The organism is Mucilaginibacter flavidus (assembly GCF_024055575.1).
In the GTDB taxonomy this organism is placed as follows: Bacteria; Bacteroidota; Bacteroidia; order Sphingobacteriales; family Sphingobacteriaceae; genus Mucilaginibacter; species Mucilaginibacter flavidus.
The window spans coordinates 22,545-43,845 of record NZ_JAMXOE010000017.1 but is presented as its reverse complement, the minus strand read 5'-3'; the positions used below and the strand labels follow the sequence as shown (position 1 = coordinate 43,845).

The following is a 21,301-nucleotide window of genomic DNA, read 5'->3' as shown; positions in this document are numbered from 1 at the left end:
GTTCGTCTCGTCTTTACTGACTTTCCGGTCTTTCCCGACTTTCGGACTCAAAACCCTATCTTTGCGCCCATGCAGCTGTACAACCAAACCGTTCATCTTTTAAAAAAAGAAATTGTGCTGGAGTGGCGTTCAAAATACGCCTTTAACGGGGTGCTGCTGTACGTGGTGTCGACGGTGTTTATCTGCTACATGTCGTTTCACCTCAATCCCGGTTTTAAAAATTCGCCGGGCTATCCTATTGTTTGGAACATCCTGTTCTGGATAATTATACTTTTTGCATCGGTTAATGCCATTGCCAAAAGTTTTATGCAGGAGAGCAAGAGCCGTTTGCTGTATTATTATTCTATCGCAAGTCCGCAGGCTATTATCCTTTCAAAAACTATTTACAATATATTGCTGATGTCGCTGCTGAGCGCGCTGGCCTTGCCGGTTTACATGTTATTTTTTAACAATACCCTAGGCGACCCGCTTTACTATTTTTTAACCGTTTTTTTGGGCAGCCTGAGCTTTTCAACCGTTTTTACCATGATATCGGGCATAGCCTCGAAAGCGGGTAATAATGGTACGCTGATGGCGATATTAAGCTTCCCGGTAATCATCCCCATAATCCTGATACTCATAAGGCTTAGTAAAGCGGCTATGGATGGGCTGCAACGCAGTATAAGTTATGGCGACATAGGCGTGCTGGTGGCCATTAATGTTATTGTGATTACTACCTCGCTTATTTTGTTCCCTTTTTTGTGGAGGGATTAGAAAAGTCCGGAAGTCGGGAAAGTCAATAAAGACCGAAAGATGGTAAAGTCCCGAAAGTCAGTAAAGACTAAGGCTCCGAAATTTGCGCCAGTGAACTACTGTAGAGGCGCTAATCAAATTGTCACTTGCGGCTTTTGGCTAAAGCCCCAATCGCGTTATTTGTTGCCCGTCCCTTAAAAGAGACGGCAATGAAACAATTCTTTTCAATTCATTGCCGTCTGGCTTCAGCCGACGGGAAAGATAAAATAACAAAACATGGCTTTAGCCAAATTCCACCACGCTGTATAATCGGGAGATATACGACTAGAGGTATTTTAGTGACAATTTGAATTATATCCTTTTTGAAAAAGCTGAAAAACAGTTATTGGTTCGTGTATTAATACTTTTACATCATATCCGCTCTTTCTTTCAGACTTTCGGACTCCCGGTCTTCCGGACTTCACAATTTTTCCGTTTTTTAGCATCTTTAAATCAAGTTTAATTTAAACGATGCGATTCCCCTGGCTCATCTTTCTTTTAATAGTCTTTCCGGCCTTAGCTGTTGCCCAGTATGGCACGGTTACCGGCGTTATAACCAATGCCGAAACAAAAAAGCCACTGGCCGGTGCAAGTGTGTTTTTAAGTAATTCGTCTGTTGGTTCGGCCTCGGGTTCCGAAGGCCGGTTTACGCTCAATGGCATAAGGCCGGGGCAATACAATTTAACGGTTACCATTTTAGGCTACCAGGATTTTACCAAAGACATACTGGTAGGGCACGAGCCGATAAAGCTGGATATTGAATTAACCCCCAAACCTTTAATGCTGCGCGAGGTAACCATATCATCAGCTGCGGATTGGAAGAAAAATTACGAAGCATTTCGAAAAGATTTTATCGGGGTTGATGAAAATGCCAAAAATTGCGTGGTCGAAAACCCGCATATTTTAAACCTGCAGTTCAATCGCACCAAACAAACGCTTGAAGCCAGCGGCGACGAATTTTTAATTGTAGATAACAAGGCGCTGGGCTACCGTGTAAAATTCCTGCTCAAAGGTTTTATAAGCGACCGCCTGGCGGGTGTTATTTCGTGGGGTGGCGAGCGGCTTTTTGAGGAACTGCCGGGCAATGCCGCGCAAAAAAAGAAATGGCACGAAAAACGCGAAGAATGTTACTACGGCTCGGCCATGCACTTTTTTAGGAGTTTGTATACCAACAAGCTAACCGAGGATGGCTTTATTATGTACCACCTGAACCGGCAGATTAATCCCAACCGGCCGCCCGACGATGTGATAAGAAAGAAGGCGAATTTTTTTGGTCAAAGGGGGATGGTTGATTCGTTCAATTATTGGAAGGATTTGTCGACCCTGTCGAAATACTATAAAGAGTCGCTTAACAAGGTGCCGGTTATGCCTTACGAGGTATTTACAACCACCGAAAAACAGGGTGTATTCGCCTTTCACCCGCTTAACTATTTATACGTGGTTTACACCAAAAGGCGCGACGAGGTTTATAATAAGGATTTGTACCGCCCGCTGGACATGACAAACTATGAAACCAGTATCCTCACCATGTTCGACCCCGGTTATACTTTGTTTGATATGAATGGCATCGTCATCGGTCAGCCGCCGTTGCTGGAAGGGACCTGGTCAAAGTCCAGGCTGTCGGATCTGTTGCCGGTTGATTATGTGCCGGATGGGAAGTGAGGGTGTGGGTGAGTGGGTTGAGTAGTTGATTAAGTTGGATTGAGTGCCTGTCATTTTGTTAACTGTCAGCGGGCCGAGAAGAGGGAGGTTGTGTGGCGGTGGAAAAGGAAAACGCTTACGGGAGCGGTGCTGGTAAGTCGGAAAAGGAATAACATTAATCAAAACATTTTAATACATTTAAGCCACCTAACAAGTGGCTTTTTTATTTACCTAAATTTAACCAAAATGCCTTCTCCAATTGATTTTAACGCTGTTAAGAAAGCTTTAAATAGCAAAACATCATTACAACTAATTGATATTTTGTCTTTTACTCAAGATGATTACGACCCAGCGGCAATACCCATCATAGAGGAAATTTTAATTGAAAGGGGTGTGCCAAAAGCCGATATAGTGGCATGCGAAAATAGTTATGGCATCCTTAAAACTAATATAGAAAATCAGCCCGAAAAACATCAATACGCTAATTTTTGGCCAAGATGTTTTAATTATGTAATTGACCATATAATATGTTATGGAACAGTTTCTATCATTGCTTATAATGTGCCGTTTACCTATCAACAAACAAATTTATATTATGGGTATGCCTTTGCTGTATACGTTTCCTATTACGCTATTTTTTTAGGTTTATTTAACGCGACACCGGGCATGCTTATTTTTGGACTAACCGTTGTTTATACTAAAAGTAAAAAACCGATTAACTTTTTTATGGGGTTTGTTAGAGGTGTTTTTATGGTGTTAAATTTTATAACATTTAGCATTGGCCATTTAATAATGTTGGGCGATAAAAACAAACAAACTCTTGTTGATAAGATGTCTGATACCTCTGTTGTTTATAGATAAATCAAACTGTTTTCGATCGAGGTGAACTTATATATCATTAATTTAAATTATTATAGATTAGGTGGATGGTTGGCCTATCGCTTTTTACCTGTTAACAGGCCACCAGCCGGGAGACTGTACGGCGGAAAAGAAACCCGCTTGCGTGGGGCAGGACTGGAAGGCCAGAAAATAATAATCAAAATATTTTAATACATTTAGGCTACCTAACAAGTGGCTTTTTTATCGATCTAATCTCAATGAAATGACAACAGAGTTTTCAGATACACTACGCATCGTAATTTATGCCATAGTTATGTTTTTTATCATTCCTTTGGTTTTTTGTGGGTTTAATTGGGTATGTGTAAACGGACTGGTGTTGTTCTTCGATTTAAAATCAAAGTTAAGTTTCATTGCGTTTTGGCTTTTGTTTTTAGTAATAGGAACAACCATCATTTATGTAGTAAGGTATATATGCGCTTTTATAGCGATGATTATAATTAACCTGTTTAGTAAAATTTGCCCGATTTGGCGATATAAATTTTCTGAAAAATATACTGTAGCCCTATCTATTATATCCATCTTGTTTTTAATGTATGGCTTTTGGAACGGAGGCGAGAAAACTGAATTTCGGGACTGGCTGGCTGCCGGTATATTATTATGGGCTAATTATGCGTTTGCAAGAGACTTGGTAAAAGGATTAAAAAAATTTCACGAAACAGAGCGTGATGAGTTATTTTACGGGTAATTATTTGCCTTACTTAGTATGATGTAAATATTTATTTGGTGCCAATTTCTATATCATTTCCTTAATTAAAGTTGTTGTAGATTAGTGGATGGTTGCCAGGTACTCAGTTGGCTGTTAGCCGGTAACAATCCGGGTGGCTATGCGTTAGCTAAAAAGGAAACGATTGCGGAAGCAGGAGCAGCTTTCAATCGAGTCAACAATATAAATATTTACGACAGGCTATCTATACCTATTCATTGGGCATTTCTGCAAAATATGCTTCATATCATTATCTGCAAGGTTTCTTGGCAACCCGTTAGGGTATGATTTTTTTAATTGAGTTATATAACAATTGCATAGAGATATTCTTCCTTGGGTTGGAAGTGCTTTAATTAACTCATTTTGTGAAAATGTTTCTTTTAAAGACTGTTCAAAAAAACTGCTCCATGGTATTATATTGGTTAGTTCTTTGGCACAATCACCAGCAACTTTAACCATGACTTTATCAGGTATTTTGGTTGGCAGTCCTTGTGGGTATTTAACCGCCATTTTCTCGACTATACAGTTACAATCTTTTACCTTCAAATCATCTGGCAACGTTGTATCCTTGCTAGAAATTAACCTTTTGTAGTATCGCAGCTTATAGTTTTTTGTCCAAATTTTAGGATTCGGCGATTGAGCTACACAGAATACTGAACATAAAGTAAATACCAAAATTAAGATTACTGCCCTCATTTTAAATAATTTAACTTTAGCTTAATGAAAATAGACACTTGCTAGGTGGCTTAAATGTATTGAAACAAAGCGATTAAAACAACTCCCTTTAAATTCTGAGTATCCGATTAGGCCATTGGACAGAGGTTGCCTTTCGCTTTGTTCCCCGCCCGCGGGCCGCAACCCGGCAGGCTGTGCGATTTCAAAAAAAAAGAAACCCTTGTGTTAGCAGGGATAGTTCACGGGAACAATTCAATAAATACTAATTATTTGCATTGCCAAGTCATAACTTTTAGTTATATTTGATAAACTTAAAGTTATAATGACGAAGAAAATAACGAAACCCGAGCATGACTCTGGGAAGGCTTTGGAGAGCAAAAAGTCCGTTAAAATGCTAAAAGAGATTTCAGCGAAAGTGTTAGAGCAAAAGGCGCAGATAAACAGGCTTAGGAAGAAAATCAAAACTTAAGCGTCATTGGTCGTGCATTTCCGAAGTTGTTAGATGTGATATAAACTACGGAAGACGGACAGATGAATCGAAGCTTGTTTAACTTAGAGGGTAATGATTATTGAACATATTTAAAGGTTAACAGGTGAATTACATTGTTATATAAATCTTAAAATTTTATTAAATTATGGCATCAATGTGGGGCGAAAATCACGACAAAAAGATGGCAGAGTTTGAACTGCAAGTTGAGGACATAGAAGAAAGAAACTTCGGCTTATTTAAAAATCAAATCAATCATATTTCAGGTAAAGCACCTGATAAGCTTTCCCATCAGTTCCTGACAACGTGGGACGACCGCAGATATACAATTGGCTTCAGTAAACATACTTACGTTCCAAAACAAATTCAGGATGAAGTTATAAACGCTTTCAAAGGTGTTTTTTCTGAGAAGTAATTTTCTATAACTTTTTATAACATACTTATTCAGATCGCGTATCTGGTCAGGCCAAAGGCGGTGGGCTACGTGTTTCTGCATTTAGGTAAACCGCGTTTTTAAATGCAGACTTTTTTGTTGAAGTAAAATTTGCATTTTTTAAATAGCTGAAAATGAGTATGTTTCACAGCGTTCCGGGTGTTCCATGTGCGAAAATGGAACGCTTTACAAGCTGCCGTACGCGATTTTTCCGCCACCTCAACCTTGCGCAAGGCAGCGTTGGCCTATACGGGTGGGGCACCCGTAAGCAAGATGGACAATACATCAGCCGGATATCGGTGATGCCTTATATCGTCATTAAATATTATAAAAGTGCTGACACTATTTTGTCAGTACTTTTTTCATTTTTCGTGGAGCTTTTAAATAGAAAACTGCCAAGATGAGCCGGAAATGCACTTTTTACCAAAAAGTGTTGGATTTTACTGTTCCACGCTGTTCCTTGTGTTTCACTGTGAACAGGAACATTTTTGGCGATTTTTTAAACAAAAAACAACCACTCACTTAATCAACCTAATCAACTAAAAATACTACCTTTGCCCTACAAATTTTTATGAAGATTATTTCACAGATAGCTGCCAATTTTTATCATTTTCTGCAAAGGCAAATGACAAAGATGTGGTGGAAGGTGGGCACCATAATCCTGCTGTTTTACACGCTGATTGCCGGCTTTTTGCTGGGCGTCCCTGATAAGTTTATCCTTAACGAAACCATCCGTAACCTTTACTTCCACGTACCGATGTGGATGGCTATGCTGTCGGTTTTTGTGATGTCGGTTTTTTACAGCATCCGGTATTTGGACAAGGGGCTGGAGAAGGATGACCTTGCTGCTGTGGAATGTGTTAACACCGGGATGTTTTTTTATGTGCTTGGCTTGCTTACCGGTATGCTTTGGGCCAAATATACCTGGGGCGCCTACTGGAGCGGCGACCCGAAGCAAAACAGCGCCGCCATTGCCTTTTTGCTGTATTGTGCCTACCTGGTATTGCGCAACTCGATAGATGAGGAGCAAAAACGCGCAAAAATATCGGCCATATACAATATTTTCGCCTTCCCGATCATGATCGTATTGATATTTGTTATCCCGAGGATGACAGATTCGCTGCACCCGGGTAACGGGGGCAACCCGGCCTTTGGCCGTTATGACCTGGATGGCCGGATGAGGGCCGTTTTTTACCCGGCAATGGCAGGCTGGAGCCTGTTGGCGGTTTGGATAGCTACCCTAAGGTACCGCATCCGTTTAATTGAGTACAAAAATAATTCGCTGGATTGATGAAGAAATTACTGTTTTTAATACTGTTAACGCTAAGCAATATCGCTGTTTTTGCCCAAGCCACTTCGGGGCCCGAAATGGCCGATGTGTTCCGCAGTTCTGGTAAAATTTACGTTGTAGTGGCCATTGTGGTCATAATTCTTGCAGGTATAGCCATCTATTTGTTCTCGATAGACAGGCGGTTAAGAAAAATCGAAAAAGAGAAATAGTTCAAAAAATAAGCCTATTCAATTTAAACCTGCATTTTAATGTAATATTATGCATGCAGTGCAAAACTGTAGATAATAAATTTGCGATATTGATAAAAAATGTATCAAATTTGTGCACTTTTTTAACGATTTAATAATTATCAAACAAAATTTATGGCTACTACCAACCCGGCCGCTAATGAAGATACCCACTTTTTTGGTGACGTATGTAAAAACTTTGATTACGCAGCTCAATTTACCAAGCACGATTCCGGCCTGTTAGACCAGATTAAATCATGCAACAGTGTTTACCGTTTCCGTTTCCCTATACGCCGGGGCAATGGCTTTGAAGTGATTGATGCCTGGCGCGTTGAACACTCGCAGCACCAGTCGCCAACCAAAGGCGGTATCCGCTACAGCGAGATGGTTAATGAGGACGAGGTTATGGCGCTTGCAGCCCTTATGACCTACAAATGCGCCATTGTGAATGTGCCGTTTGGTGGTGCTAAAGGCGGTATCAAAATAAACCCCAAAAACTACAGCTTAACCGAACTTGAAAATATTACCCGCCGATACACGGTGGAGCTCATCAAAAAGAATTTTATTGGCCCAAGCATCGACGTGCCTGCCCCTGACTATGGTTCGGGCGAGCGCGAAATGAGCTGGATTGCCGATACTTATGCCACCATGAACCCGGGTCAGCTTGATGCTATGGGTGCGGTAACCGGTAAGCCAATTGCTTTGCATGGTATTGCAGGCCGTAAGGAAGCAACCGGCAGGGGAGTAGCCATCGCCATCCGCGAATGTGTGAGTGTAGGCGAGGATATGCAGAAAATCGGCTTGCTGCCGGGCATATCGGGCAAAAAAGTAATTGTACAGGGCCTGGGTAATGTAGGTTACCATTCAGCTAAGTTTTTGGCTGAGTTTGGCGCCCTAGTGGTAGGTCTCTGCGAATTTGAAGGCGCTATTTACAACGAAGATGGACTGGATGTTGATGCAGTATTCCAGCACCGCAAGGCAACCGGATCGATACTTGGCTATGCCGGCGCTAAAAAAGAATTTAAAAATTCGATGGAAGGCCTGGAGCAACCATGCGATATTTTGGTGCCTGCAGCCTTAGAAGGCCAGATAACCCTGGCAAACGTTAAAAATATTAAAGCAAAAATTATTGCCGAAGGTGCAAACGGGCCTACCTCGCCCGAAGCCGAAACTATATTTTACGCAAACGGCGGCTTAATTATCCCCGATATGTACGCCAACGCCGGCGGTGTAACCGTATCATATTTCGAGTGGTTGAAAAACCTTTCGCATGTGGCATTCGGCCGTATGAACCGCAGGTTTGAAGAAAACTCTAACCTTAACCTGGTAAACATGGTTGAAGGCTTAACCGGAGTGGCACTAACGCCAATGCAACGGTCGACTATTATTAAGGGAGCCTCGGAGCTTGAGTTGGTTAACTCTGGTTTGGAAGATACCATGATACGCTCGTACCACGAAATAAGGGAAACCTACAAAGCCAATCCTAAAATTGATACCCTGCGCAGTGCAGCAATGGTTGGCGCCATTAATAAAATCGCGGTATCGTACCAAAATCTTGGTATTTGGCCATAACGGATTTCGGAGGTCGTCCGCTATGTAGCGGATCGATTTCGGATTTGAAAAAACAAAAAGCCTTTTGTACTTCGGTATGAAGGGCTTTTTAGTTTTAAATTGAAGAGTCAAACTGCTATCCAGGCAACCGATTTACCAAATTTACCGTAGGTAAACATACGGGCACGGTTATATGCCAAATCATCCTTTCTTGCTGCGCGCGGTTATATTTAATATTTATGTTAAATAAGTTACATACTTTTAAAACCGGTGCTTTAACATTAATGGTTAAAACGTTTACCTTTAATTGATTAATGGAATGGGGATGTTTAAAAAGTTAGTCGTAATATTATTATTTATCAGCTTTAAAACATTTGCCCAAACACCAAATATCGGGTTCGAAAATGGCAATTTTGCATACTGGGATTGCTTTATCGGGCATATCGACTCCCTGGGCAAGATAGACCTTACACCTTCCGGACCCGTCAATACCCGACACACGCTACTTGGCCGGCTGTATAACGGCTCGCAGCGGGACCCTTACGGCAACTTTCCGGTAATGTGCCCCACAGGCGGCGACTATTCTGTTAAATTGGGTAACGACAGTGTACAAAAGGAAGCGGAGCGCATTTCGTATACTTTTAAGGTGCCTAATATAAAATCGTACAGTATAGTTTTCAATTACGCTGTGGTGCTCGAAAATCCTAATCACCAGCCATTTCAACAACCCAAATTTACCGCGCACGTTTTTGATGTAACCGATCATACAAGTATTGAATGCCCGGCTTTTGATTTTGCCGCATCTTCTACCTTGCCGGGTTTTAAATTATCAACGGCGGTTGGCCACAAGGGAGAGAGCATTTATTATAAAGATTGGTCGACAGCAACGATAGACCTTAGCCACTATCTTGGTAAAACCATCAGGCTTGAATTTACAACGAATGATTGTACCCGGGGGCAGCATTTTGGCTATGCTTACCTTGACATGAAAGAGGACAACGGGAACGCTATAGCAGGAAATGCTTATTGCCTGGGCCAAAGGTCGGTTACCTTATATGGACCTACCGGCTTTGCACAATATTTTTGGTATAATGGTGATATGTCGAAACAGCTTGGAGCAGGCAAAACCTTAACCTTATCGCCGCCACCACCCGACAATACCGGCTATACCCTGGTGGCACTGCCCTATGACGGAGTAGGCTGCGTAGACACCCTGCATACCCTTGTAAATAAAATTGACGAGGGGTTTAGGTTAAAGGTACAAGATACTGTAAAAGGGTGTCCCGGGGACGGTGTTGACCTTACCCGGCCTGAAGTAACAGCGGGCACCAGTCCTGAAACCACATTTGCTTATTTTACAGATTCGCTGGCGACAAGCTATGTGTACACGCCCAAGCATGTTACCGATACCGGCACTTATTACATACAGGGAATAAACAAGGAAGGCTGTATGAATATACTGCCCGTGCACGTAACTATTGCCTATCCCGAAATAAACATCATTGATCCCGCGCCGGTTGATTTCCCGGTTACGGTTGACCTTACCACAACTTTTGCCCATCAAAATGATTTAAGATATAGCTACTATAGTGATGCCGGGGCCACAAAGCCTGTTTATAACTACACAGCCATAAAATATGGCGGCGTGTATTATGTAAAGGCCGAAAGCGCCTATGGCTGCCAAAAAATAGCGAAAGTTAACGTGGTGATACACCCGCCTCCGCCTTATACCATAGTAGCCCCAACTGCCTTTACGCCTAACAACGACGGTGTAAACGACAAGTTTTTGGTTACGCTGAATGGCGTAGCAACATTTACTGACGTTAAAATTTTTAACCGCTACGGAAAACTGGTATTTTCAACAAAATCGACCACAGGCTATTGGGACGGCAGTTTTGGCGGTCACAGCTTGCCCACCGGGGTTTACTACTGGATACTGGACGGCTATGATGATTATAATCAGATAAAGATAAGCAAGGGGGGAAGCATAGCGCTGATACGTTAGTTGGAAGTCGGGAAAGTCCGAAAAGTTGGGAAAGTCAGTAAAGACGCTGCAAGTTTTGAGAAGCTTAATTAACTTAATCCAACTCAATCAATCTAATCAACTTCGTTTTTCTTTTTTCTTTTCGGACTTTACTGACTTAATTAAGAATAATTCTAAATAATATTAATCCCTTGTAATAAACATTATTACATTAACGTTTTGTATTTTTGTAAACCGAAATACGAGGAGATAACCTTTAATGAAAAAAAGCGCAATATTTGGTTTGGTTGTAATTGCTATCGCGATAGCAGTTATTATCAGTACTTATTCCAGCTCAAGTACTTACGGCTCGTTCAGCGACGCTAAAAAAACAACTGATGAGCTACACGTAGTTGGCCATTTAGATAAAAGCAAGGAACTTTATTACGACGCTGCAAAGGATGCTAACTATTTTGCATTTTTTGTGAAAGATAATAAAGGTGAGGAATGTAAGGTGATATATACCGGCACCAAGCCACAGGATTTCGAGAAGTCGGAACAGATTGTGCTTACCGGCCGCATGACAGGCAAAGAATTTCATGCATCAACCATCCTGATGAAATGCCCGTCGAAGTACACCAAAGACAAAGTAGAAGTTACCGAGTTCAAGGCTAAAACGGCCGAAATATAAAATTATTTAATGGATACAGCTTTTAAAGGCGAACACCTTTTGCCCGGCCATATTGGGCAAGTGTTTGTTATTCTATCATTCGGCGCGGCGCTACTCTCAACTATAAGTTATTATTTTGCTACTACCAGTACCAATAAACTTGATACTTCGTGGCTGAAAATGGGGCGCATAGCCTTCTGGGCGAATTCCATATCTATTTTAGGCGTAGCAGTATTACTGTTTTACGTTATTTACAATCATTATTTCGAATATCATTACGCGTGGGCCTATACCTCGCGGTCGTTACCGGTTTACTACATCGTATCCGGATTTTGGAACGGGCAAGAAGGCGGCTTTTTGTTGTGGACGTTCTGGCAGGCGGTTTTAGGTAATATCCTGATTTGGCGCGCAAAATCGTGGGAAAGGCCGGTAATGACGGTTATTTCACTCTCACAGTTATTCCTGGCATCAATGCTATTAGGCATCGAGCTTTTTGGCGCGAGGATAGGCAGTTCGCCATTCCTGCTTTTAAGGAATGCAGTTGAGGGGCCGATATTTTCGCGATCTGATTATCTTACGTATATAAAAGACGGTCAGGGTATGAACCCCTTGCTGCAAAACTATTGGATGGTAATACACCCGCCAACCCTGTTTTTAGGTGCGGCATCAGTGGTTGTACCATTTGCCTATGCTGTTGCGGGGCTTTGGCAAAAACGTTATAAAGAATGGATTGCACCTGCTATTTCGTGGGGGCTTTTTGCTTCAATGATTTTGGGTGTGGGTGTAATAATGGGTTCGTTGTGGGCGTACCAATCGCTAAACTTTGGCGGCTTCTGGGCCTGGGATGCGGTTGAAAACGCGTCGATTTTTCCATGGCTAACGTTAGTGGGTGGGGTACACGTAATGATTGTTTACAAAAACACCGGGCACTCCTATGTCACTGCTACCATCCTTGTGTTGGTGAGCTTTATCATGGTGCTATATTCATCATTCCTCGCAAGAAGCGGCGTACTTGGCGATACTTCAGTGCACGCGTTTACCGATTTAGGTATGTTCGGGCAGTTGGTGAGTTACGTTATCGTGTTCCTGGTTATATCTGTATGGCTGGTAGTGGCACGGTTCAAAGAGATGCCGATTACCAAAAAGGACGAAGACACTTATTCGCGCGAGTTCTGGATGTTTGTAGGTGCAATATTCCTGGCGCTTTCATGTTTCCATTTGTTGCTGGTAACATCAATCCCGGTGTTTAACAGGGCATTTGGCACCAAAATAGCACCGCCGGTTGATTTGGTGGGGCATTATAACGTTATCCAGGCTTCGTTTGCTATGGTTATTGCAATACTTACCGGCTTTACCCAGTTTTTAAAATACAAAAAATCAGACATTACCCGCTTTTTCATAACTACTGCGGTGTACTTTGTGTTAGCGGCGTTGATAACTGCTTTGGTCGTTTACGCTACCGGCCTTTACAAACTACATTTTGTGTTTAACCTGGTAATGTTTGGGTCTATTTACTCGGTTTTGGCCAACGGCAAGGTCTTGGCCGATGCGGTTAAAGGTAAGTTTAAGCTTGCAGGCTCGGCAGTGGCGCACATTGGTTTTGCGCTGATGCTGGTTGGGGCGCTGATTGCTGCCGGAACACGCAAGGTGGTATCGCTTAACGAGTCGGGAGTGATCAAAATGAGTGGTTTTGATAAGGCCGAGGGTATGGGCAGTGCGCGCGAAAACGTAATGATCTATAAAAACGAGCCGGTAAAAATGGGCGACTACACGGTTACCTACCTGGGTGACTCAGTGGCAGCGCCTAACCGTTATTTTAAAGTGAATTATAAACGCCTGGATGAAACTGGTAAAGTTACAGAAGAATTTATACTAAGACCCAACGTGCTTACCAACCCGCAAATGGGTTCGGAGCCATCGCCGGTGCCTGATACCAAACATTATTTACTGCACGATTTGTATACTCACATAACAGCTTTGCCGGTCGGTACCAATACCCAGGCTGCTGCTGCAGGCGACGCACATGGCGAAGAAAACGACGATAAGAATTACGATGAGCCTGTTCCTCACCAAATTGCTGTTGGCGATACCATTCACTACAGGGACGGCGACATCATATTGAAGTCGTTAAACCGGGAAGTTAAGGTGCAGAATATTCCTATTACAGGCAATGATGTAGCCATCGGCGCAAAGCTGGAAGTGATATCGCACAACAAAAAATACGAAGCCGAGCCGGTTTATATGATAAAGAACAAAAGCGTGTTTGATTTTGCCCGCAAGGTTGAAGATGCAGGCTTGAAGCTGCGCCTTTCAAAAATTATCCCTGCCGAAAACAAGGTGGAGATAGTTGTTTACCAGCAGCCGCAAAACAAAAAGCCATGGATAGTAATGCGTGCGCTTGATTTCCCTTATATCAACTTCCTATGGTCGGGTACTATTATTATGATAATAGGGTTTTTAATGTCGATAAGAAGAAGGAATAGCGAGCTGAAGACGGTATAGTATAGCCCAAGTTTAAATATCATCGTCATTGCGAGGAACGAAGCAAACTCTACGCAGGACATTCATGGATCTTAATGTTTGTGTGACCTAAATGCGGCTGATAGGTCACCACAAAGCCTTTATTTCGTTGATTTGCATATGTAGAGGTTGCTTCGTTCCTCGCAATGACGTGCTAGAGATAATATCAAATCAAAAAGTGACCTAAAAATGAGCTATTTCCTCAAAAACTCCGCAATCATAGGATTAACTTTATCTGCCTGCTCGATATAAGGCAAATGCCCGGCATCATCCACCGGAAAGAAATCAACTTTCAATACGCTGCGGATAGAATCACTGAATGCAATTGGAACTGTGTGATCCTCTTTCCCCCATACCAGCAACACGGGTTTGTGCGTGCCGTTAAGGCAGACATTGGCTGCACGACCGTTGTAATTATAATTATACATGGTTGATACCAGGGCATTCCTGAAACCTTTGTACTGCATTTGCACCCGGTATTTAGCAACCCAATCCGGGTGCCGCTGCGGGTATTTAAAATCTGCCAGTTGCCCGGTGGCCCGTTCGTCGCCATGGGTAGCTTCGTGATAGTCAATGTATAGCTTTGATTCTGACGGTTTTTCATAAGGGTAGGCGGGGTCAACCAAAATTACCTTACTAACCAATTCCGGGTGGCTGCAGGTAAAATCCGTAATAACCTTGCCGCCGTGCGACACACCTGCCAAATCAACAGGGGTTTTCAGGTGCAGTTGCTTAATCAATTCAGCCAGTTGATTTTGATACAGAACGCTATTGTAAACTACATCGGGCCTGTCAGAAAAGCCCCGGCCGTACTGGTCATACCGTACTACCCTGAAACCCTGCTTAACCAGGTATTCATAAGTACCGTCCCAGATAAAATAAGGTACGCTAAAACCGTGTACCAATATTACTACCTGCCCGGTGTCGGGCCCTGCTATTTCATAGTGGGTAACGCCCTGGCTTAGTTTTATGTATTGGCCTGTAGTTCCTTTCCTTTCTTCATCTGTCAGCTCCTTTTTCTCCATGTCGCTTTTTTTGTACATAATCAAAAAGTAAATACTTGTTAATATGGCTAAAAATAAGATGGTAGTAAAGATGACTTTAAGTAATTTCATGCCCTGGTTAATTGGATAATATAAACGTTTCTGAAAACTTAAAAATAGGGGAAATATTTGTGTTATCGCTACCTATAATTTACAATATATGCGCATAAGTATAATAGGTTCGGGGAATGTTGCCACACACCTTGCGGCTGCTTTTAAAAACGCAGGTCACCGCATTGTGCAGGTTTACAGTGCCAATATGCAAAACGCGGCACTGCTTGCCTACCACGTAGGCGCCGAAGCGATTGATGATTTAAGCCATGTTAGCCCGGAGACCGATATCTTTATAATTTCGGTTAAGGATGATGTCATCGGCTCAATTGCCGAAACGTTGGCGAAGCACAAGAGGCTGATAGCCCACACTTCCGGTGCTACTGATTTGCGGACATTATTGAATTTTACCTCAAAATCAGGTGTTTTTTATCCGCTGCAAACCCTTAGTAAAAATAAGGAAGTTGATTTTTTAACGGTGCCCCTTTGCATAGAGGGAGCGGATGAAAGCATAACCACCCTATTGATTGACCTTGCGCGAACCGTAAGCAATAACGTTTACCGGGTAAGCTCGACACAGCGCAAAATATTACACCTGGCTGCCGTGTTTGCATGTAATTTCCCCAACTACCTTTATAATATAGCACAGCAATTACTGGCAGAAAATGAAATGGATTTTGAAATGTTGCGGCCATTGATTTTAGAAACAGCCCAAAAAGTACAAACCCACCTGCCAGCGGAGGTGCAAACGGGACCCGCTATCCGCAATGATGAAAACACCATGGCGGCACACTTGCAAATGCTGGATACAAAGCCGGACTTAAAGACTATTTATGAGTTGTTAAGTCAGGATATTATCAAAAACAATAATACGGGGCACGGGCACGGGTAATTTTGTTACTTTTGCTGAAATGAACATTTTTAAAGTTAAGATAAGCTTTGAGGAGAAGGGTATGGACAGTGTTGAATTACCCATTGCCGAAGGTGAATCTGTTTTGGACGTTTGCCTGGAAAACGGCATTGAGCTGCAGCACAATTGCGGCGGGGTATGCGGATGCAGTACCTGCCACGTATATGTAAACAAGGGTATGGATAATATCCAGGAGATATCTGACAAAGAAGAAGATTTTATCGACAGGGCGGTTAACCCGCGCATCAACTCGCGTTTGGGCTGCCAGTGTGTTATTGTTGACGGCGACATAGAGATTACGTTGCCAGACCAAAACCAATTCCTGGGGCATTAGTAGCACTTATACCTATTATAACTATATTCAAAAATGAACGACGAAAAGTTTAGCCTGCCGATACATTGGAAAGATCACGAAGACATTGCTATCGAGCTTTATGAAAAGTTTGGTGACGACTTTGGCGAATCGAAAATATACCGCATCCGTTTTACGGATTTACTGGAGTGGGTGCTGAGCCTGCCCAACTTTGCGGGCACCCGCGAAGAATCGAACGAAGGGCACCTGGAGCAAATCCAGTCGGCCTGGGTATATGAGTGGCGGGATAACCAGTAATTGCAGTTGCAGTGGTGAGTTGTGGTCATCGGTGAAATCATTCAACAATCGGTGGAATAAAAAAAAATAATTAGTGGAATCATTTTTATCCAAGCTTAAAGAAATAACTACGTTTGTTTTTGACGTTGACGGCGTACTTACCGATGGCTCTGTTTTTGTGACAGACGATGGTTTGCAAAGCCGGGCTTTTAACATCAAGGATGGCTATGCGCTACAACTGGCGGTAAAGTGCGGATACAATGTTGTTACGGTATCCGGCAGCCGCTCAAAGGCGCAGATGCACCGTTTAAACAGCCTGGGTGTGCGGGATGTTTACATGGGTATACACACCAAAATTACCAAACTGAAGATATACCTGGAAGAAAAGGCCATTAGTCCCGAAAATGTGCTGTATATGGGTGATGATATTCCCGACCTGGAAGCTATGAAATACGTTGGCCTGCCTGTTTGTCCTGCCGATGCGGTGGAAGAAATAAAGGCCATCAGTAAATATGTTTCGCCCTTTGTTGGCGGTAAAGGCTGCGCCCGAGATGTAATTGAAAAGGTATTGAAAATACAGGATAAGTGGATGACCGAAGAGGCGTATAGCTGGTAGGGAAGAGTTCATAGTTGATGGTTCATAGGTCATGGTAGCTGCGGCCATTGGTTAATACAGATCACTAATTTTGTAGCTGAAACCATTAACAGACTTTGCTTCCGGCTATGAACCATGAACCATCAACCATGAGCATTTCTTCTATAAACCATGAACCATCAACTATGAACTACAATATTATTCTCGCATCAAAATCGCCACGCAGGCAGGAACTGTTACGACTGATGGATATAGAATTCAGGGTGGTGCTGAAGGATGTAGATGAATCGTACCCGGATAGTTTAACGCCCGAAGAAGTGGCAGTTTATATCGCCACAAAAAAAGCGGAAGCATTTGATGAAACCGTTGGCGACGAGATTGTGCTTACCGCTGATACCATTGTTTGCATTGATGACCTGATATTAGGTAAACCGGAAGATGCGGCGCACGCCATCGAAATGCTCCAATTGCTTTCAGGCAGGATGCACAGGGTAATTACCGGGGTTTGCCTGCTGCACAAACATAAATACCATAGCTTTTATGATGTTTCGGAAGTTTATTTCAGCGAACTCGCTGAAGAGGAAATCAGTAATTACGTCGATAAATATAAACCTTTTGACAAGGCTGGGTCATACGGGATACAAGAACGTATTGGCTTGATCGGTATTGAGCGAATAGATGGCTCGTATACAAATGTGGTCGGGCTGCCTACGGAAAAGCTGTATCGCGAATTAGAAAAATTGTAGAGACGCGATGCTTCGCGTCTCTGCAATCCTCATTTTACCGTCATTGTATTATTTTTACGGTTAATATCCGGCAAAGCCGCGTCAGGGTCAATTGTTACGCTTTCCACTTCGGTTGTTGTCGGCAGGGTAAATGTTATAGCTTTGTTTTGCAGCCAGGTTTCAACCGGGAAATAGGTGCGTTGTTTGGTGCCGTCTTTCAATTTAACTTCAACGGTAAACGGCATAGCCATAGCCTCTTTGTTGGCGACTGTTATTTGCAGGCCGTTTTTCGGGTCTTTGCTGGCGTATTTTGCATCTACCAATACGATATCAAGCGACCAGTTATTATAGAACCACCCTTTCCAAAACCACGACAAATCTTCGCCTGCGCCGTTATCCATCGACCTGAAAAAATCGTCGGGCTGCGGGTGTTTGTAGGCCCATTTGTTGATGTAGTTTTTAAACGCATAATCGAACCGGTTTTTACCAAGGATTTGTTCACGCAATAAGACCAGGCCGAAAGCAGGTTTAAAATATACCAGCGGGTGGCGGTATTTTTCGGGGATAGCGTCGGCAGCGGTCATTATCGTTGGCGCGTTAGGATCCTGTATTATTGGGATGATTTCGTCAGCAGGGTTACCCCCACCCGGTGCATATTCGCCATCGCGTTTGGGGGCATATTCTCCTTTATTAAAGTTGTCCGAGGCGTAAATGTCAATAAAGGTATTAAAGCCTTCATCCATCCAGCCAAAACGGCGCTCATCGCTGCCTACAATCATCGGGAACCAGTTATGGCCAATCTCGTGCGCAGTTACCCAATACAGCTCCTTGCCTTTATCTGTAATGCCATCAAACACAATACCCGGGTACTCCATACCGCCTGCTATGCCCGCCTCGTTAACAGCGCATGGCCATGGGTAAACAAACCATTTTTCCGAGAAATATTCTATCGACTTTTTGAGGTATTCGGTCGCCCTGCCCCATGCCCCTTCACCGGCGCTTTCAACCGGGTAAACCGACATGGCCAACGATTTTTTACCGCCCGGCAGGTTAACTCTTGCTGCATCCCAAACATAAGCCGACGAAGCGCCAAAAGCAACATCGCGGGTGTTCAGCATTTTAAAGTGCCAGGTAAGATTGCCTTTGTTGGTTGGGCGCGATGACGGGCTGGTTACCTCGTTTACATCGCGTATCATTATGGTTTTGTCGCTATTACGGGCTGCATCCAACCTGGTGTTTTGTTGCGCAGTTAGCACTTCTTTGGGATTAAGCAACTCGCCCGAACCCGCAACAATCATATTAGCCGGCACGGTTACTTTATAGTCGATATCGCCATATTCCAAATAAAACTCACCGCTGCCTAAAAACGGCAGGGTATCCCAGCCGCGGGTGTCGTCATAAACGCACATGCGGGGGAACCACTGGGCAATTTCGTAAATTTTGCCGTTTTTGGTTTGTACGTAATCGGTGCGGTTGCCAAAATTACCGGGGAGTGTGTATTTGTATTTAATAATTAAACTGATGCCGCCGCCATGTGGCATAATAGCCTTTGGCAGGCGTACCTGCATGCGGGTATCAGTAATTTCAAACTCAACCTTTCTTAGTACATCTCCGTGGTTAATAAAAACTGATTCAATATCATACCCTTCGGTGTGCTGGTTGGGACCCGGCGAAAAGCCCGTTGAAAAGTTGGAGCGGGCAGTTTTTTTGTAGGTATTCTGGTCCAACTGCAGCCACAGGTATTGCAACGCATCAGGACTGTTATTTGTGTAATATAGTTTTTCGGTGGCTGTTAAAGTTTTTGCTGTGGTATCAATAGTGGCGTCAATAAAATAGCTTACGCTGTTTTGCCAGTATTTAAGCCCCGGTTCGCCATTGGCGGCATGCACTTCGTTACCTTTTTCGCTGTAAAAAAGCGGTGAAAAAAGTTCAGATGGCTGGTAATTGGTGCTGATGGTATCGTTGCTGTTACTACCGCGGCGCCTGCGCTGCGCGTTGGCCGAAATAACTAAAAGCAAAAGGACGGCGGTGCCGATAAATTTCAGTTTCATGGGGAGGTCAGTTTGTGTTTGCAATATACAAAGGATAGGGGTGAAAATTGGCAGCTGCAACGACGCTAAATTTTTTTTTAATGATTTATGGAATAGTGCGGATGTGTGCATCATTATGGAAACTGTTTAGCCATGACCAAAATTAAACACCTTAACATCCCCCAGCCCTGCAGACAGGATTGGAACCGTATGACCGCCACAGACAGCGGCCGCCACTGCCAAAGCTGCTGTAAAACTGTTGTTGATTTTACACGGATGAGTAACGATGAAATCATCGGCTACCTTTCAGCTAACCACCATGTTTGCGCCAGGATTGGAGCGCAGCAGATCGATAGCGTGAATATGCAACTGGTTAGCCGGCAACCCCAGAATAAGGGTGGCTGGGCTAAATGGGTGGTGGCAGCGGCATTATTTGTGAGCACTGCTTATAGCAAGGCAAATGCGCAAAGTATAACACCTTCTATTGAGCAAATCATTGGCAATAATCCGCATGCAGAAAGTTTTCCGTTAGGAAAAATTGTGATGCCCGATTCGGGTAAATACCATACCATTTCCGGAACAGTAGTTGACGACACCAATTTGCCTTTGCCAGGTGTATCAGTAAAATTAGACGAGGGCAACGTGGGAACCGTGACCGACAATAATGGCAGGTTCAGCATCAGAGTGCCTGTATCGGCCAAAAAACTTACAGTTAGCTTTGTAGGATTTGAAAGGACGGAGGTGAAGCTCAAGAAAAAAGGATTGTCCGGTGCAATTGAGTTGAAGCTAAAGCTAAAGGCGATGATGATGGGCGGACTTGGGATTACCAGGCCCTCTTTAATCAGGCAGCTGTATGCCGGGCTTGTGCAGCGGTTATTTGCGGGCAAATTGAACAATGAGGTATGAATATGATTAAAAGCATCAGTATCACTGAACCCTGCAGCCAATCATGGCAGCAAATGACACCGGTTGATGACGGCCGCCATTGCGAAAGTTGCTGTAAAACGGTTGTTGATTTTACAACAATGACCAAAGAAGAAATCATTATTCTGCTTTCGTCCGGTAGAAATCCATGCGGGCGGATAACATCAGAACAACTTGCTCAAATTAACACTTCGCTTCGCCATAGGGAGCAACCGGGGTTTTCGTGGAGAAAATTGGGCATCGCATCGGCCGTCGCCGGAGTGTTTTCCGTTAACATGTCCGATGCACAGAATCGATTACCCTCGCACCGCCATCATCTTCAATCGGAAATTAACTTAACGCATGCAAAACAAGGGAGGTTGAAATTCTTGAAAATCCGAGGTTTTACCACGAAGGATATAGAAATCGACGCTCATTTGAACGGCGATGGTGCAAACGTCGTTAATTTTGAGATAGATGAACTTAATAATTATTCCAATATAAACAACGCTTTTGCTGACCAAATTGCTGGTATTCGCGTAGGCGGCATCCAGGTACATTATTCCTTGCCCCACCGGTTGTGGCGGGCAATCACATGGCTGGCCAGGAAATTGTTTTAAAAC

Annotated in this window: 21 protein-coding genes; 18 read left to right on the top strand and 3 right to left on the bottom strand. The window is 43.3% G+C overall.

Going from position 1 to position 21,301, the window contains the following annotated elements; translation table 11 throughout:
- The first annotated feature begins 69 nt into the window (after window positions 1-69).
- The 4 genes from NAF19_RS21435 (at window position 70) to NAF19_RS21420 (ending at window position 3,997) form a co-directional block, all read left to right on the top strand.
- Entirely contained in the window at window positions 70-753 is a 684-nt protein-coding gene (locus NAF19_RS21435; protein ID WP_252792388.1) for a heme exporter protein CcmB, read from the top strand.
- 489 nt (window positions 754-1,242) lie between these two features.
- Window positions 1,243-2,433 (top strand): carboxypeptidase-like regulatory domain-containing protein, encoded by a 1,191-nt coding sequence (locus NAF19_RS21430; RefSeq protein WP_252792387.1) that lies wholly within the window; start codon window positions 1,243-1,245, stop codon window positions 2,431-2,433.
- A 225-nt stretch (window positions 2,434-2,658) separates the two neighbouring features.
- Entirely contained in the window at window positions 2,659-3,273 is a 615-nt protein-coding gene (locus NAF19_RS21425) for an RDD family protein (RefSeq protein WP_252792386.1), read from the top strand.
- 241 nt (window positions 3,274-3,514) lie between these two features.
- Window positions 3,515-3,997, top strand: a complete 483-nt coding sequence (locus tag NAF19_RS21420) for a hypothetical protein (protein WP_252792385.1) — start codon at window positions 3,515-3,517, stop codon at window positions 3,995-3,997.
- Window positions 3,998-4,216: 219 nt separating this feature from the next.
- Here NAF19_RS21420 and NAF19_RS21415 read toward each other — a convergent pair whose 3' ends face one another.
- Window positions 4,217-4,711: a hypothetical protein gene (locus NAF19_RS21415; RefSeq protein ID WP_252792384.1), complete on the bottom strand. Its 495-nt coding sequence runs from the start codon at window positions 4,709-4,711 to the stop codon at window positions 4,217-4,219.
- Between the two features lie 614 nt (window positions 4,712-5,325).
- Between NAF19_RS21415 and NAF19_RS21410 the strand changes: the two genes are divergently transcribed.
- The 7 genes from NAF19_RS21410 (at window position 5,326) to ccsA (ending at window position 13,814) form a co-directional block, all read left to right on the top strand.
- Complete coding sequence (locus NAF19_RS21410) at window positions 5,326-5,592, top strand: hypothetical protein (protein ID WP_252792383.1); 267 nt, start codon at window positions 5,326-5,328, stop codon at window positions 5,590-5,592.
- Window positions 5,593-6,181: 589 nt separating this feature from the next.
- Window positions 6,182-6,901 (top strand): cytochrome c biogenesis protein, encoded by a 720-nt coding sequence (locus NAF19_RS21405; RefSeq protein ID WP_256484414.1) that lies wholly within the window; start codon window positions 6,182-6,184, stop codon window positions 6,899-6,901.
- On the top strand, window positions 6,901-7,110 hold the full coding sequence (locus NAF19_RS21400) for a CcmD family protein (protein WP_252792382.1): 210 nt from the start codon (window positions 6,901-6,903) through the stop codon (window positions 7,108-7,110). Before NAF19_RS21405 ends, NAF19_RS21400 begins: the two co-directional genes overlap by 1 nt.
- Window positions 7,111-7,263: 153 nt before the next feature.
- Entirely contained in the window at window positions 7,264-8,700 is a 1,437-nt protein-coding gene (locus NAF19_RS21395) for a Glu/Leu/Phe/Val family dehydrogenase (RefSeq protein WP_252792381.1), read from the top strand.
- A 304-nt stretch (window positions 8,701-9,004) separates the two neighbouring features.
- The gene (locus NAF19_RS21390; RefSeq protein ID WP_252792380.1) at window positions 9,005-10,684 is read left to right on the top strand and encodes a T9SS type B sorting domain-containing protein; all 1,680 of its coding nucleotides are present in this window, start codon (window positions 9,005-9,007) and stop codon (window positions 10,682-10,684) included.
- A 238-nt stretch (window positions 10,685-10,922) separates the two neighbouring features.
- Window positions 10,923-11,333, top strand: a complete 411-nt coding sequence (locus tag NAF19_RS21385) for a cytochrome c maturation protein CcmE domain-containing protein (protein ID WP_252792379.1) — start codon at window positions 10,923-10,925, stop codon at window positions 11,331-11,333.
- Between the two features lie 9 nt (window positions 11,334-11,342).
- Window positions 11,343-13,814, top strand: coding sequence for a cytochrome c biogenesis protein CcsA (gene ccsA, locus NAF19_RS21380; RefSeq protein WP_252792378.1), 2,472 nt, complete (start codon window positions 11,343-11,345; stop codon window positions 13,812-13,814).
- 212 nt (window positions 13,815-14,026) lie between these two features.
- On the opposite strand, the gene NAF19_RS21375 is transcribed toward ccsA, so the two are convergent.
- A complete protein-coding gene (locus tag NAF19_RS21375; protein ID WP_252792377.1) occupies window positions 14,027-14,947 on the bottom strand; it encodes an alpha/beta fold hydrolase in 921 nt (306 codons plus the stop codon).
- 88 nt (window positions 14,948-15,035) lie between these two features.
- On the opposite strand from NAF19_RS21375, the gene NAF19_RS21370 reads away from it, so the two are divergent.
- The 5 genes from NAF19_RS21370 to NAF19_RS21350 all read left to right on the top strand — a co-directional run bounded on the left by NAF19_RS21370 (window position 15,036) and on the right by NAF19_RS21350 (window position 17,766).
- Complete coding sequence (locus NAF19_RS21370) at window positions 15,036-15,818, top strand: Rossmann-like and DUF2520 domain-containing protein (protein ID WP_252792376.1); 783 nt, start codon at window positions 15,036-15,038, stop codon at window positions 15,816-15,818.
- Window positions 15,819-15,837: 19 nt separating this feature from the next.
- Window positions 15,838-16,170, top strand: a complete 333-nt coding sequence (locus NAF19_RS21365) for a 2Fe-2S iron-sulfur cluster-binding protein (protein ID WP_252792375.1) — start codon at window positions 15,838-15,840, stop codon at window positions 16,168-16,170.
- 33 nt (window positions 16,171-16,203) lie between these two features.
- A complete protein-coding gene (gene iscX, locus NAF19_RS21360) occupies window positions 16,204-16,446 on the top strand; it encodes a Fe-S cluster assembly protein IscX (protein ID WP_252792374.1) in 243 nt (80 codons plus the stop codon).
- Between the two features lie 73 nt (window positions 16,447-16,519).
- Window positions 16,520-17,041 (top strand): KdsC family phosphatase, encoded by a 522-nt coding sequence (locus tag NAF19_RS21355; protein ID WP_252792373.1) that lies wholly within the window; start codon window positions 16,520-16,522, stop codon window positions 17,039-17,041.
- A 128-nt stretch (window positions 17,042-17,169) separates the two neighbouring features.
- Complete coding sequence (locus NAF19_RS21350) at window positions 17,170-17,766, top strand: Maf family nucleotide pyrophosphatase (protein ID WP_252792372.1); 597 nt, start codon at window positions 17,170-17,172, stop codon at window positions 17,764-17,766.
- Window positions 17,767-17,795: 29 nt separating this feature from the next.
- Here NAF19_RS21350 and NAF19_RS21345 read toward each other — a convergent pair whose 3' ends face one another.
- Window positions 17,796-19,796 (bottom strand): M1 family metallopeptidase, encoded by a 2,001-nt coding sequence (locus tag NAF19_RS21345; protein WP_252792371.1) that lies wholly within the window; start codon window positions 19,794-19,796, stop codon window positions 17,796-17,798.
- A 132-nt stretch (window positions 19,797-19,928) separates the two neighbouring features.
- Between NAF19_RS21345 and NAF19_RS21340 the strand changes: the two genes are divergently transcribed.
- Both NAF19_RS21340 and NAF19_RS21335 read left to right on the top strand, forming a co-directional pair.
- Window positions 19,929-20,681 carry a carboxypeptidase-like regulatory domain-containing protein gene (locus NAF19_RS21340; protein ID WP_252792370.1) on the top strand — a complete coding sequence of 251 codons (753 nt, stop codon included), beginning with the start codon at window positions 19,929-19,931 and terminating at the stop codon, window positions 20,679-20,681.
- Between the two features lie 2 nt (window positions 20,682-20,683).
- A complete protein-coding gene (locus NAF19_RS21335) occupies window positions 20,684-21,298 on the top strand; it encodes a hypothetical protein (RefSeq protein ID WP_252792369.1) in 615 nt (204 codons plus the stop codon).
- The last annotated feature ends 3 nt before the right edge of the window (window positions 21,299-21,301 follow it).

Coding starts and splice junctions, on each gene's coding strand:
- NAF19_RS21435 (WP_252792388.1), top strand. CDS start 70: ATGCAGCTGTACAACCAAACCGTTCATCTTTTAAAAAAAGAAATTGTG.
- NAF19_RS21430 (WP_252792387.1), top strand. CDS start 1,243: ATGCGATTCCCCTGGCTCATCTTTCTTTTAATAGTCTTTCCGGCCTTA.
- NAF19_RS21425 (WP_252792386.1), top strand. CDS start 2,659: ATGCCTTCTCCAATTGATTTTAACGCTGTTAAGAAAGCTTTAAATAGC.
- NAF19_RS21420 (WP_252792385.1), top strand. CDS start 3,515: ATGACAACAGAGTTTTCAGATACACTACGCATCGTAATTTATGCCATA.
- NAF19_RS21415 (WP_252792384.1), bottom strand. CDS start 4,711: ATGAGGGCAGTAATCTTAATTTTGGTATTTACTTTATGTTCAGTATTC.
- NAF19_RS21410 (WP_252792383.1), top strand. CDS start 5,326: ATGGCATCAATGTGGGGCGAAAATCACGACAAAAAGATGGCAGAGTTT.
- NAF19_RS21405 (WP_256484414.1), top strand. CDS start 6,182: ATGAAGATTATTTCACAGATAGCTGCCAATTTTTATCATTTTCTGCAA.
- NAF19_RS21400 (WP_252792382.1), top strand. CDS start 6,901: ATGAAGAAATTACTGTTTTTAATACTGTTAACGCTAAGCAATATCGCT.
- NAF19_RS21395 (WP_252792381.1), top strand. CDS start 7,264: ATGGCTACTACCAACCCGGCCGCTAATGAAGATACCCACTTTTTTGGT.
- NAF19_RS21390 (WP_252792380.1), top strand. CDS start 9,005: ATGTTTAAAAAGTTAGTCGTAATATTATTATTTATCAGCTTTAAAACA.
- NAF19_RS21385 (WP_252792379.1), top strand. CDS start 10,923: ATGAAAAAAAGCGCAATATTTGGTTTGGTTGTAATTGCTATCGCGATA.
- ccsA (WP_252792378.1), top strand. CDS start 11,343: ATGGATACAGCTTTTAAAGGCGAACACCTTTTGCCCGGCCATATTGGG.
- NAF19_RS21375 (WP_252792377.1), bottom strand. CDS start 14,947: ATGAAATTACTTAAAGTCATCTTTACTACCATCTTATTTTTAGCCATA.
- NAF19_RS21370 (WP_252792376.1), top strand. CDS start 15,036: ATGCGCATAAGTATAATAGGTTCGGGGAATGTTGCCACACACCTTGCG.
- NAF19_RS21365 (WP_252792375.1), top strand. CDS start 15,838: ATGAACATTTTTAAAGTTAAGATAAGCTTTGAGGAGAAGGGTATGGAC.
- iscX (WP_252792374.1), top strand. CDS start 16,204: ATGAACGACGAAAAGTTTAGCCTGCCGATACATTGGAAAGATCACGAA.
- NAF19_RS21350 (WP_252792372.1), top strand. CDS start 17,170: ATGAGCATTTCTTCTATAAACCATGAACCATCAACTATGAACTACAAT.
- NAF19_RS21345 (WP_252792371.1), bottom strand. CDS start 19,796: ATGAAACTGAAATTTATCGGCACCGCCGTCCTTTTGCTTTTAGTTATT.
- NAF19_RS21340 (WP_252792370.1), top strand. CDS start 19,929: ATGACCAAAATTAAACACCTTAACATCCCCCAGCCCTGCAGACAGGAT.
- NAF19_RS21335 (WP_252792369.1), top strand. CDS start 20,684: ATGATTAAAAGCATCAGTATCACTGAACCCTGCAGCCAATCATGGCAG.